Consider the following 12,190-nt stretch of genomic DNA (forward strand, 5'->3'; position numbering starts at 1 on the left):
AGATCAGCCGAAGAAGTCGCCTGCGGCCGGAGCGCCCGGCGGCGGCTCGGCATCGCGGGCCATGGGGGTGAACCGCGAGTAGTGACCCTGGAAGCTGACCGCGATCTTATTGGTCGGACCAGAACGGTTTTTCGCGATGATGATGTCGGCTTCGCCCGGACGTTCGGACTCGCCGCCGCCGGTCGCGTCGGGCCGATTGAGCAGCAGCACGATATCGGCGTCCTGCTCGATCGAGCCGGATTCACGTAGATCGGAGATCTGCGGGGTCTTGTCGGTGCGCTGCTCGGAGCCACGGTTCAGCTGGCTGATCGCGATGACCGGGACTTCCATCTCCTTGGCCAACAGCTTGATATTTCGGGAGAACTCCGAGACCTCGACCTGACGGTTCTCGACCTTCTTGCCCGACGTCATGAGCTGCAGGTAGTCGATCACGACGAAGCCGAGACCGTGCTGCTTCTTGATCCGCCGGGCCTTGGAACGGATCTCCGGCATCGTCATATTGGGGCTGTCGTCGATGATGATCGGTGCGCTGTTGACCCGCGGCATCGCCTTGGTGATGGCATCCCAGTCACGCTGATGCATCCCGCCACCTCGCATATGCCCGATACTGACTCGCGCCTCGGCCGAGAGCATACGCATCGCGATCTCGGCGCCGGTCATTTCGAGCGAGAAGATCGCGCACGGTATCTGGTGACGGATCGCCGCCGAACGTACGAAGTCAAGGCCCAGCGTCGACTTGCCGACACCGGGCCGGGCGGCGACGACTATCATCTGGCCGGCCTTGAAGCCGGTCGTGAACTTGTCGAGATCGGGGAAGCCCGACGGAACGCCCGACATGCTGCCGTCTCGACCCTGGATCTCTTCGATCTCATCGATCGTGAGCGGCATGAGTTCGGAGACGAGTCGGTAGTCGTCGGCCTGGCTCGTGCCGTCGACGTCGAGCACCTCGGACTGGGCGCGATCGACGATCTCGGCGACCTCGCCCTCACCGGCCTGTCCGAGCTGGGCGATGCGTTGGCCGACCTCGACCAGCCGGCGCAGAATAGCCTTTTCGCGGACGATCTCGGCATAGAAGTCGACATTCGAGGCGATCGGAACAGCTTGAACCAGGTCGTGCAGGTAAGGAGCTCCACCGACTCGACCGATCTCGCCGCGACGGGTCAGTTCTGCCACGACCGTGATGGCGTCGGCGGGCTCGCCGCGATTGGCCAGGTCGGTGATGATGTCGAAGATCAGCTCGTGGGCGGGTCGATAGAAGTCACGACCCTGGAGGATGTCGGCGGCCGGATCGATCGCATTCTTGCTGATCAGCATGGCGCCGAGAACGCTCTGTTCGGCTGCCATGTCTTGTGGCGGAACTCGTCCCGAACCGGGATTGTCGCCCGGGCCGGGACCCGGTTCGTAGAGGTCCGTCACACTCACAGATGAGCACCTTCCATCGTCACGATTCACGTTAGACATCGGCACTGACACAACTGCCGACCCGTCACCTTATGCCTGTCACCAGCCCTCACCAAGACACAGCCTCACAGGGCCTGTGCGCAACTTGGTCATCGCTGTGGAAAACGCCGAGAGCGGTGTGCACAGCCGGTGGATGAACTTGTGGACAAACAAAAATCTTCTGCCCTCCGCAGGCCTCTGACCTGCTGAAATACACGTTTACCGGTGTGGAGACAAACTTTTTCGTGCCAGTCGGTCATCCACGGGTGCCTGTTCATAGACTTGTCGACAAAACCCGCCACTTTGCCCGTACGACACCCGCTGGTCACTTTCGGAAGGCCCTCATGGCTCTGCGTAACCCGTTCGACCGGCAGATCCTGGCGGTCGCCGTACCGGCCTTCTTCGCGTTGATCACCGAGCCACTGATGCTGCTCGCCGACACCGCGATCATCGGTCATCTCGGAACGCCGGAACTGGGCGGTCTCGCGTCCGCATCGGTCGTCCTCGGCAGTGTCGTGGGGTTGTGCGTCTTCCTTGCGTACGGCAGCACCGCGACCGTCGCCCGACACCACGGTGCCGGCGATGAGCGGGGTGCCTACGCGCTCGCGATCAGCAGTCTGTGGCTGGCCGTCTGCCTGGGCGGCGTTCTGGCCCTCGCCCTGGCCGCGACGAGCGACATTCTGTCCCGCGCGCTGTCGAGTTCGTCAGCGGTGGCTGTGTTCGCCCAGGACTATTTGCTTGTCTCGACGCTCGCGATCCCCGCGATGTTGTTGATCCTTGCCGCGACCGGAGCACTGCGCGGCAGCCTCGATCTGCGCACTCCGCTGCGGGTCATGATCGCGGCCAATATCGCCAACGTCCTCCTCAATGTCCTGTTCGTCTACGGTTTCGACTGGGGTGTCCGCGGGGCCGCCACCGGCACGGTCCTCGCGCAGTGGTTGGCCGCCGGATGGCTCGTGACCGTGATCGTCGGACGGGCCCGACGCGCCCGCGCCACGACCCGGCCCCAGGTCGGCGAGATCATCGACGCTGCTCGCCAAGGAGTTCCACTGTTGGTGCGAACTGCGACGCTGCGCGCCTCGATAGTTCTCGGCACCCTGGTCGCGGCGGACCTCGGCGATATCTCACTGGCGGCTCATCAGGTCGCGGGCACCATCGTGCTGTTCTTGGCGTTCGCCCTCGACGCCGTGGCCATCGCCGGTCAGACGTTGACAGGGCACTCCCTGGGCGCCGGCGATGCGGCCACGACGCGATCACTGACCCGTCGCATGATCCGGTGGGGACTGTGGACCGGCCTGCTCGCCGGTGTCGCGCTGGCCGTCTCAGCGCCATGGATCTCGCACCTGTTCACCTCCGACGCCGAAGTACGAGATGCCCTGGTCCCGGCGCTGCTCGTCGTCGCGGCGATCCAGCCGTTGTCCGGTGTCGTCTTCGTGCTCGACGGCGTGTTGATCGGCGCCGGTGACGGGGTCTACCTCGCAACTGCCGGCGTGATCGTCCTCATCGCCTACGTGCCGCTCGCGCTCGCGGTCGGTTGGACCGGTGCTGGTTTCACCTGGCTGTGGCTCGCCTACGGCGCCTTCATCGCCGCGCGCCTCGCAACACTGTGGCACCGGCAACGTCAGGACGCCTGGATGGTGCTCGGTGCCGCCAGCACGCCACACTGAAGTCATGACGCTGCACGATTACTCACCCGGTCGATCCCTTGAGGCGCTCGGACGTCCCGAGCACGGAATCGCGCTGTTGTGGCACGGACGCGGTGTCGACCACGGGGCGTCGATGCAACCCCTGGCCACGCGGATTGCCGGCTCGGGCGTTCTGGCCTTGAGCGTCGACTGGGACTCCGAGGCCGCCGACGCCGGCCGCGCGGACCTGTTGTCATCTGTGCGATTCGCCCGGGAACTGGCGACCTCGAATGGCCTGGATCCCGACTCTCTCGTCATCGCGGGCTGGTCGCTGGGTGGCAGTGCGGCGCTCAGCCTGGCTACCCATTCCAAACGCCTCGGCATCGGCCTGGGTGCCGTCGTGCTGATCGCGCCCGGCGATGGCGATCGTCTGGTCGAGCCGATTACGGCGGCGCCATTGCCTCAACGATTCCCGCCTGGTGCCGGCCGGTGCCGCGTCGATCTGGTCTACGGCGAACGTGACCCCTTGGCGACTCCGGACCTCGTGACCGGCTTGGAGCTTCGCCTACGCGCCTGTGGCTGGGACACCTCGATGCACTCAGTCGACGCCGATCACGCCGGCGTCGTCGGTACACGATATGAGGCGCGCACCGAGCGCTATCTGCCCTCTCGGGCAGCAGACGCACTCCACGCCGCCGACACCGTCGCCGAGCTGATCGTGACGGCGGTCAGTCGTTCTTCGCCGGCTTCTTCTCCTTGAGATAGCCGACCGACGTCCAATCGGGCTGCTCGAACTGTGCCGCACCATAGTTGACCAATCCATCGCGCACCGCCATGGCCAACGGCGTCACGGCCAACGGAATGACCGGTGCCTCGGCGAACAGCCACTCGTCGAGCTTGGCAATCCGTTTGCTGCGCTGCTTGTCGTCGAGCGTTCCGAGCACGGTATCGAAGCCGAGACCGAAGCGGCTGGGCCCGATTCCGGTGAAGTTCTGGGCCGAGTCCAATGGGTAGTAGGTCGGCGCAGCCGCAGTCAGTGGGAACGGCGAGGCCCGCCGCACGAACGTGACCAGATCGAAGTCGAGCGGGATCACGACTTGATCGTAGAAGTCGACCCCGGTCGGGGCGTCACGGAGTTCGACCGTGATCCCGACCTTGGCCAGATCGGCTGCGATGAGCTTGGAGCGGGCGGCATTGGTCGGCGTTTCACGGGGAACCGGCATCCGCAGCGTCAGGAGTTTGCCCTTGCGCTCCACCATCCCGGCGGCGTTCTTGGTGTATCCGGCCTTCGCCAGCAGCTTCTGCGCACCGCCGGGGTTGTAGGCGATCGACGCGGACGAATCCTGATAGCCCTTCTGCCCGGGCACCAGCAGCAGGCTGCCGAGCGGGGCCGGTGGCGCGTGGAGCCCCGTGGCCACCTGCTCCGCGATGGGCCGCCGATCGATCGCCATCGCGACGGCGCGGCGAACGTCCAGATCCGCCAGAGGACCGCGCCCGCCGTTGAGTGTCACCTGCGACCACTCGACGCCGAAAGCCTTCTGCACTGCTCCGACGCCCTTGACCGTGTCGTATGTCGCTGCTTCGAGGTCGACCGCGTCGAGCTCGCGGTTCGCGAAGGCTTTGGCCTGCGTCGTTGCGTCAGCGACGTTCCAGCTGATCTTGTCGAGTTTGGGCGGGGCGCCCCACCAGCGTGGATTGGGCACCTGTGTCACGACACCCTTGGTGGTGTCGATCGCGCTGACGATGTAGGGGCCGTTCGAGGAGATCGCGCGTTGGCGAAATCCTTTGTTGAAGAGCTTGGGCGATGCCGAGACGTTGGCGGCGAGACGTGGGTAGATGTACTGCGGCCAGTCGGCGGTCGGTTCCTTGAACGTCACGGTGTAGTCGAACCGGCTCTTGGCCGGTTCAACCGCTGAGATCGCGTCATAGCCATCGGTCGACGTCACCTCGAATGCACCGTTGCTGCCGTTCTGCGCCTTCCAGAACGCGATCATGTCTTTCGCGGTGATGGAGGTGCCACCCTGCCAGACGGCGTTCTTGTTGAGCTTGACCTCGACCGTCAGCGGGTTCTTGTCGACGACCTCGACCGAGCGGGCATAGTCGGGGTCGACGGTCCAACCGCCGTCCGCCGTGATCCGCACCGCACCGCCGGTCGTCGGCGCGAGGATGCGTGCGGCATCGGAGTTGGCGGCATCGGCCTGGAGCGGATTGAAATTGGGGGGCAGCATCGTGGCTGCCAGTCGCAGGGTGCCGCCTTGAGCGACATCGGCCGATGGCGATGTACGCCACGCGGTGCTCTGCGGGCCTTGCTTGGCGGGCTTCTTGGAGCTCGGGGCGGAAGCGGGCTTCTCGTCGTCGTTTCCGGACAGGACCGAGCAGCCGGAAAGCGCGAGGCTCCCGGCCAGGATGAAGGACGCGGCCGCTGCGACGGGGGAACGCATGAATGGCGGTGCCACCGATAACGGGCCGACACCCTGGCCTTGATGGCTCAGCGGTGTCGGCCCGTCAGTGGACTACTTCGCGGCAACCACGTTGAGCTTGACCTGCGCGCTCACTTCGGGGTGCACGCGCACGGAGACCGTGTGGGCTCCGAGCGACTTGATCGGGTTACCGACCTCGATGCGACGCTTGTCGACCTTGGCACCGGCGACAGCCAGAGCTTCGGCGATGTCGGAGACCGTCACGGCACCGAAGAGACGTCCGCCGACGCCGGCGCGAACCGGAACGTTGATCGGAGCGGCTTCAAGGTTGCCCTTGATGCTCTTGGCCTCTTCGAGATCGTGGATCGCGTGCGCAGCACGGGCAGCCTGGATCGACTCGACCTGCTTGGCAGCACCCTTCGACCAACGGATGGCGAAGTTGCGCGGCAGCAGGAAGTTACGGCCGTAGCCGCTCTTGACCTCGACGATATCGCCGGGGGCTCCGAGGTTCGTGACCTCGTGCGTCAGGATGAGCTTCATCTCAATACCCCTTAACGGCCGGTGGTCGTGTAGGGAAGCAGCGCCATCTCACGGGCGTTCTTGATCGCCTTGGCGATGAGACGCTGCTCCTGAACGGTGACACCCGTGACGCGGCGCGCGCGGATCTTGCCGCGGTCCGAGATGAACTTGCGCAGCAGCGCGGTGTCCTTGTAGTTGATTTCGGTGACCTTGGCCGCAGCGAGCGGATTGCTCTTCTTCTTCGGCTTACGGACGACTGGCTTAGCCATGTTGCTCCTGGTTTCGGTTCTGACCCGATGGATCAGTCTGACGTGAGTGGTTTAGAAAGGGGGCTCTTCGGACGCGCCGGAGTTGCCGCCCCAGCCAGCTCCACCCTGCGATCCACCCTGCGCGGGCTGCGTCGACCATGGGTCGTTGCCGCCTTGCTGGGGTGCGCCACCGCCGGAGTTGCCTCCGCCGTAGCCGCCGCCACCTGAGTTGCCTCCGCCGCCGAAGCCGCCACCGCCGCCACCGCCGGAGCGGTTGGCACGGGTGACCTTGGCAGTTGCGAAGCGCAGCGAAGGACCGATCTCGTCGACGTTGAGCTCAACGCTCGTGCCGCGGGATCCGTCCTGGCGCTCGTAGTTGCGAACCTTCAGGGCACCGGTGACGATGACCTGCTGACCCTTCTGCAACGACTCCGCGACATTCTCGGCGAGCTGGCGCCATGCGGCACAGCGAATGAACAGCGCGTCGCCGTCCTTCCACTCGTTCGTCTGACGATCAAACGTACGAGGCGTGGAAGCGACGGTGAAGTTGGCGACTGCGGCGCCCGAAGGAGTGAACTTCAGCTCCGGGTCGTCGGTCAGGTTGCCAATCAGCGTGATGTTTGTTTCGCCTGCCATGACTCAGCCTTTCAGGTGTGTGGGTGTCTGACTCGAGTGTTCCTCAGCCGTACGACATCTCGGAAGAGTTGTCCACAACTGGGAACGGATCAGGCCTACTTCACGTCGGGACGTGTGACCTTCGTACGCACGACGGACTCGTTGAGTCCGAGCTGGCGATCGAGCTCCTTGACCGTGGCCGGCGTGGCCTGGAGCTGGACGACGGCGTAGATGCCCTCGTTCTTCTTGTTGATTTCGTAGGCAAGACGACGCTTGCCCCACACGTCGACGTTGTCGACGGAGCCGCCATCTTGGCGCACGACGTTGAGGTACGTGTCCAGGCTGGGGGCGACGGTACGTTCTTCGAGATCACCGTCGAGGATGATCATGACTTCATACGGACGCAAAGACATTCAGTCTCCTTCGGACTAAACGGCTACAGGATCCCTGTAGCAGGAGAAAACGCTGCCGATTGGCAACCGCTGAAGTCTACGGGAGACCACCCGCCCGAGGGAAATCCCCTCCCGGAGATCCGCGAGCGGTGCGGTTTGGTCTTTCTGGGACGGCGTGTCTGTCCAGGGCGCACCGCTCGGGGCCCTGCATGCACCACTCGCGCTCATCCGTCTCACTTCCGCCGAGATCGCCGAGAGGTCGGCTGCTCCAACCGGCTGAGCCGCCGAGCCAGTGCACGTCGTCCTGCGGCGGTGACGCTGGCCAGCCTCGCCTCCGCGACCCAGAGGTCGGCCCGTCCGTGCAAATGAGCCAGACCTAGAGCATCCTCCGCATCGCGGACGATCTGGCGGGCCGAGTGGATGATCTCGGTGGCTATGTATCCGTATCGCTGCAATCCATATCGACTCAGAGCCTTCTCCCGACGAAGATCATCTTGATGCTGTGCGCGATCACGATGATCACTCCCGTCGTACTCGGCCACGCGAGCGCTGCCCCGGATGCGCAGATCGACGCGTGCGATCTCGACCCCGGCCGCGTTGACCACCTGCTCCTGCGGATCCACCGCGATGCCCGAGAGGACGTGCACGAGGCGCAGCATCGTCTCCCACCACGACTCGCTCCGACCATCCACGAGGTCGAGCGCCCGTCGAAGCACCCGCACTCCACGTCGTCCTTTGCGCATCGTCGCGCGGATCGCGGCGATCGTGGTGTGCTCGTTATGCAGCGCACAATCGATCACGGCGACAAGATCCAGCAGAGCTAGGTGCTCGGCCAGCTCGACGATCGTCCACTCCGGCGATGCCACCGCGAGGTCACCGAGCTGATGCCGATGCCCCGGCGGGATGTCACAGCGCCGGACGTAGACGCCGCGACGGTCGTGATGCGTCGTGTCGCCATTCGTGCACGCGACGACCGGAAACGAATCGATCATGGGCATCCACCACCCCCGCAGGAGCGCGCTCGTCACGTGCGTGAACACCGCGTCGTCCGGCAGTACGACCGCGATCGCGCGGCAGGTCGATGCCAAGTCATCGGCGGTCGCCGCGAGTTGGGCGACCCCCGCGACGGGATGGATGAAATGTGGCGACCGCCGGAGCGCCCTGGCGGTGTGACCCTGCGCCTCGGCATCTCGATGAAGGATGGGTTGCATCCGCCAACGCTCGGCACTGCCGGACACCCCCGAAAGACCGATCTGATGACCTGTGGACGCACAGGTACGTCCACAGGCTCGCCGAGTGGTGCAGAAGGTGCTCCGAGCGGTGCACCTTGGACAGACACGCCGTCCCAGAAAGACCAAACCGCACCACTCGCGGTTCACGCGGGCGGCGGGTGGGGTTAGGGGTTTTCGGGCCAGTTGTGTTTGGGGTAGCGACCGCGGAGTTCGGCGCGGACCTGGCGGTAGGGGCCGGCCCAGAACGACTCGAGGTCTGCGGTGACAGCGGCGGGACGCCTGGCCGGCGTCAGCAGGTGCAGCAGCAACGGCACCCGACCATCTGCGAGGCGGGGCGTCTGCGTCCAGCCGAAGGCGTCCTGGATTCGCAGTGACAGCACGGGCTGCTCGGTGCCGGAAGCGCCGTACTCGACGCGGATCGCCTGTCCCTTCGGGATGGTCACCCGTTCGGGGGCCAGCTCGTCGAGGCGGCCGGCGGCCGGCCAAGGCAGTAGCCGGCGCAGCGCTCCGAGGACGTCGATGCGCGCGAGGTCGCGACTACTGCGCACGCGGACCAGATCGTTGCCGAGCCAGGCGTCGATACCGGCCAGGAGCGCACCGTCGCCGACATCGGGCCACGGATCGCCGAGGGCATGGTGGAGGAATGCGAGCCGTCGCCGCAACGCGTCGGCGGCTTCGCTCCACGGCAGGACCGCGAGCCCGTCACGGGCAAGGCCCGCGGCAACTGCCTCCGCGACCGCCTCTGGAGACGGATCCGGGAGGGCGGCCGCCGACAGCTCGATCGCCCCGAGACGGGTCACCCGTTGGGCCACGATCCGGCCATTCGTCCAGCTGACCTCATCGACCTCATGCCACGCACCGCCGGCCGCGTCGAGTGCGATGTCCTCATCTATGGGCGCCGCCGAACGGATCGTGGCGTCACGGGCACCCGGCCGCCGCTCGGCGTCGGCGATCGCGATCCATGCCACACCGGCGAGGGCCGGATCGGCGGCACGGAACGATGCTCCAGTGCCCGACACCATGAGGTAGGAGTTACCTCCTGAGCGCCGTCGCGCGATGCGTCCCGGGTGAGCCAATGCCACGACAGTTCCCACCGCGAGGTCATCGGTGAGATCGGTTCGCGCCGGACGTGTCGGCAACAGCGACTCCAGCCGCTTCACGGTGTCCGACCACGATCGGCTGGTCGGGCCGCCCCGCCGCATCGCACGTAGCGCAGCGACCAGATCGCCGCCCGGTGCGCGAACATCGTCATCAAGCAATGCGACGACCTCGGCAGCGCGATGTGCACCCACCGCTCCCGCGCCGTCGAGCAGCGCGCGGGCGAGCCGCGGATCGGCCGGGACCTGCGCCATCGCCTTGCCGCGGGCAGTGATCGTCCCGGTCTCATCGACCGCACCGAGATCGGCCAATGTCTGCCGGGCCGCCTCGACCGCAGCCGGCGGCGGACGGTCGAGCAGCGCAAGATCCGCACTCTCGACGTCACCCCACGCGGCGAGCTCCAGGCAGAATCCCGTCAGATCGGCCACCCTGATCTCCGGGGCCGGGTGAGCGTCCAAGTGGACGTGATCGGCCCGGGCCCAGCACCGGTACACCGCACCAGCTGCCTCGCGGCCCGCGCGTCCGGCACGCTGCTCGGCAGCGGATCGACTGACTCGCACAGTCAGCAAAGAAGGAAGGCCGCGCGTCTGATCGGTGCGTGGTTCGCGCGAGAGTCCAGCGTCGACCACGACCCGCACCCCCGGAACCGTCAGCGACGACTCCGCGACCGCGGTCGACACCACGATGCGACGGCGCGGGCCGCGCGCGAGGGCCGCATCCTGCTCGCGGACGGGTAACCGGCCGTGCAGCGCCAGCACGTCGACGTCCGCGATGCCGGACAGTCGGCGCATAACCCCGTCGACCTCGCCGACGCCGGGCACGAACACCAGCACGTCGCCCTGATCGGCGGCGACAGCTTCACGCACCGTGGCAGCGACGTGGTCGAGAAAACGGGGCGGCACCCCGCGCTCATCAGTCGGCAACACCCCCGGCGGTGGTGGCGCCCAGTGCTCCGTCACGGGATACAACGCACCCGGGACGTCGATGACCGATGCATCGCCCAATGTCGCGGCCGTGCGTTCGGCCTCGACCGTTGCGGACATCGCGACCAGCAGCAGGTCGTCACGCACCGTTGCGCGGACGTCGACCAGGAATGCGAGTGTCAGATCGGCGTCAAGCTGCCGCTCGTGCACCTCGTCGAGGATCACCGCCGCGACGCCAGGCAGCTCGGGGTCTCGCTGGAGCCGCCGCAGGAGCACTCCGGTCGTCACGAACTCGATCCGGGTTGTGGGCCCGACGACCCGATCGCCGCGCACCGTGTGGCCGACGGTCTCACCGACCCGTTCGCCGAGCAGACCGGCAAGACGACGGGCTGCCGCGCGAGCCGCGATACGTCTCGGCTGGGTCACGATGACCACACCGCCACCGGCAACCTGTGCTGCGACGGCGGGCGGCACCAGCGTGGTCTTGCCGGTACCGGGAGGAGCCTGCATGACCGCCACCCCGTGCTCACGCAGTGCCGCGGTCAGCGCCGACAGCCCGCCCAGGACCGGAAGGTCGGGCGGGCTGTCGAGCAGCGTGCGGATCGAATCAGAGATCAGCCGAGACCCTCCACAGGTCGACGCCCTCGGTGTCGCCCGCGAGTCGGTCGATCGCGGCGAGCTCGTCATCGGTGAAGTCGGTCTTGGCCGCAGCAGCCAGATTCTCGTCGAGCTGCTCGGTCGACGACGCGCCGATCAGCGCGGACGTGACGCCGCCGGGGCGCAGAATCCACGAGATCGCGAGCTGCGCCAGCGACTGTCCGCGTTGCTGCGCGATATCGGCCAGACCCTTGAGCCGCTCTATGTTCTCACTCGTCAGAACTCCTTCGTCGAGGCTGCCCCGGTCGCCCTTGCGCTCGACCGGCTCGTCACCGAGATAGCGATCGGTGAGCAGTCCCTGCGCCAGTGGTGAGAAGCCGATCGATCCGAGACCGTGCTCACCCAGCACCGTCAGCAGGCCGCGCTCGACCCAGCGGTTGAGCATCGAGTACGACGGCTGATGGATTACAAGGGGGGTGCCGAGATCGCGCGCGATGGCGATCGCCTCTGCGGTCTTCTCTGGGGAATACGACGAGATGCCCGCGTACAGCGCCTTGCCCTGGCCGACCGCCGTGTCGAGAGCCATGATGGTCTCCTCCAGCGGCGTGCCGGGATCGACGCGGTGCGAGTAGAAGATGTCGACGTAGTCGACGCTCATCCGCTCCAGGGAGGCGTCGAGGCTCGACAGCAAGTACTTGCGCGAGCCGAGCTTGCCGTACGGGCCCGGCCACATGTCCCAACCGGCCTTGCTCGACAAGATCAGTTCGTCACGGTACGGCTTGAAGTCGGTCCGCATCATGCGGCCGAAGTTCTCCTCGGCCGATCCGTACGGCGGGCCGTAGTTGTTGGCCAGGTCGAAGTGGGTGATCCCGTGGTCGAAGGCATGGCGCAGCACCTCGCGCTGGGTGTCGAACGGGCGGTTGTCGCCGAAGTTCCACCACAGTCCCAGCGAGATCGGCGGGAGCAGCAGCCCCGACGTGCCGACCCGGCGGTAGTCGAGATGCTGATAGCGATCCTCGGCGGCGACGTACGGGCGATGGGTCTCGGGCACGCGGTCGGCGTAGAAGCGTTCCTCAGTCAT

11 protein-coding genes are annotated in these 12,190 nt (G+C 66.4%); 2 read left to right on the forward strand and 9 right to left on the reverse strand.

Annotation, left to right across the window (positions count from 1 at the left end):
- Positions 1-3: 3 nt before the first annotated feature.
- The gene (gene dnaB, locus ACXJKC_RS01775) at positions 4-1,344 is read right to left on the reverse strand and encodes a replicative DNA helicase (protein ID WP_456695588.1); all 1,341 of its coding nucleotides are present in this window, start codon (positions 1,342-1,344) and stop codon (positions 4-6) included.
- Positions 1,345-1,784: 440 nt separating this feature from the next.
- Between dnaB and ACXJKC_RS01780 the strand changes: the two genes are divergently transcribed.
- Positions 1,785-3,107: an MATE family efflux transporter gene (locus ACXJKC_RS01780; protein WP_456694959.1), complete on the forward strand. Its 1,323-nt coding sequence runs from the start codon at positions 1,785-1,787 to the stop codon at positions 3,105-3,107.
- A 4-nt stretch (positions 3,108-3,111) separates the two neighbouring features.
- A complete protein-coding gene (locus tag ACXJKC_RS01785) occupies positions 3,112-3,825 on the forward strand; it encodes an alpha/beta hydrolase (protein WP_456694960.1) in 714 nt (237 codons plus the stop codon).
- Here the strand turns inward: ACXJKC_RS01785 and ACXJKC_RS01790 are convergent.
- The 8 genes from ACXJKC_RS01790 to ACXJKC_RS01825 form a co-directional block, all read right to left on the reverse strand.
- Positions 3,794-5,506, reverse strand: a complete 1,713-nt coding sequence (locus ACXJKC_RS01790; protein WP_456694961.1) for an ABC transporter family substrate-binding protein — start codon at positions 5,504-5,506, stop codon at positions 3,794-3,796. The two genes, ACXJKC_RS01785 and ACXJKC_RS01790, sit on opposite strands and share 32 nt — an antisense overlap.
- Positions 5,507-5,578: 72 nt before the next feature.
- Complete coding sequence (gene rplI / locus ACXJKC_RS01795; RefSeq protein ID WP_456694962.1) at positions 5,579-6,025, reverse strand: 50S ribosomal protein L9; 447 nt, start codon at positions 6,023-6,025, stop codon at positions 5,579-5,581.
- A gap of 11 nt (positions 6,026-6,036) precedes the next feature.
- A complete protein-coding gene (rpsR, locus tag ACXJKC_RS01800) occupies positions 6,037-6,273 on the reverse strand; it encodes a 30S ribosomal protein S18 (protein ID WP_108580638.1) in 237 nt (78 codons plus the stop codon).
- Positions 6,274-6,324: 51 nt separating this feature from the next.
- Positions 6,325-6,888 (reverse strand): single-stranded DNA-binding protein, encoded by a 564-nt coding sequence (locus ACXJKC_RS01805; protein WP_456694963.1) that lies wholly within the window; start codon positions 6,886-6,888, stop codon positions 6,325-6,327.
- Between the two features lie 95 nt (positions 6,889-6,983).
- Entirely contained in the window at positions 6,984-7,274 is a 291-nt protein-coding gene (rpsF, locus tag ACXJKC_RS01810) for a 30S ribosomal protein S6 (RefSeq protein ID WP_456695589.1), read from the reverse strand.
- 218 nt (positions 7,275-7,492) lie between these two features.
- Positions 7,493-8,470 carry a hypothetical protein gene (locus tag ACXJKC_RS01815; RefSeq protein ID WP_456694964.1) on the reverse strand — a complete coding sequence of 326 codons (978 nt, stop codon included), beginning with the start codon at positions 8,468-8,470 and terminating at the stop codon, positions 7,493-7,495.
- 185 nt (positions 8,471-8,655) lie between these two features.
- Positions 8,656-11,199 (reverse strand): ATP-dependent helicase HrpB, encoded by a 2,544-nt coding sequence (hrpB, locus tag ACXJKC_RS01820; protein ID WP_456694965.1) that lies wholly within the window; start codon positions 11,197-11,199, stop codon positions 8,656-8,658.
- On the reverse strand, positions 11,120-12,190 hold the full coding sequence (locus ACXJKC_RS01825; RefSeq protein WP_456694966.1) for an aldo/keto reductase: 1,071 nt from the start codon (positions 12,188-12,190) through the stop codon (positions 11,120-11,122). Before ACXJKC_RS01825 ends, hrpB begins: the two co-directional genes overlap by 80 nt.

This window comes from Aeromicrobium sp. P5_D10 (assembly GCF_054049535.1).

Coding starts and splice junctions, on each gene's coding strand:
- dnaB (WP_456695588.1), bottom strand. CDS start 1,344: ATGGCAGCCGAACAGAGCGTTCTCGGCGCCATGCTGATCAGCAAGAAT.
- ACXJKC_RS01780 (WP_456694959.1), top strand. CDS start 1,785: ATGGCTCTGCGTAACCCGTTCGACCGGCAGATCCTGGCGGTCGCCGTA.
- ACXJKC_RS01785 (WP_456694960.1), top strand. CDS start 3,112: ATGACGCTGCACGATTACTCACCCGGTCGATCCCTTGAGGCGCTCGGA.
- ACXJKC_RS01790 (WP_456694961.1), bottom strand. CDS start 5,506: ATGCGTTCCCCCGTCGCAGCGGCCGCGTCCTTCATCCTGGCCGGGAGC.
- rplI (WP_456694962.1), bottom strand. CDS start 6,025: ATGAAGCTCATCCTGACGCACGAGGTCACGAACCTCGGAGCCCCCGGC.
- rpsR (WP_108580638.1), bottom strand. CDS start 6,273: ATGGCTAAGCCAGTCGTCCGTAAGCCGAAGAAGAAGAGCAATCCGCTC.
- ACXJKC_RS01805 (WP_456694963.1), bottom strand. CDS start 6,888: ATGGCAGGCGAAACAAACATCACGCTGATTGGCAACCTGACCGACGAC.
- ACXJKC_RS01815 (WP_456694964.1), bottom strand. CDS start 8,470: ATGCAACCCATCCTTCATCGAGATGCCGAGGCGCAGGGTCACACCGCC.
- hrpB (WP_456694965.1), bottom strand. CDS start 11,199: ATGACGAGCTCGCCGCGATCGACCGACTCGCGGGCGACACCGAGGGCG.
- ACXJKC_RS01825 (WP_456694966.1), bottom strand. CDS start 12,190: ATGACTGAGGAACGCTTCTACGCCGACCGCGTGCCCGAGACCCATCGC.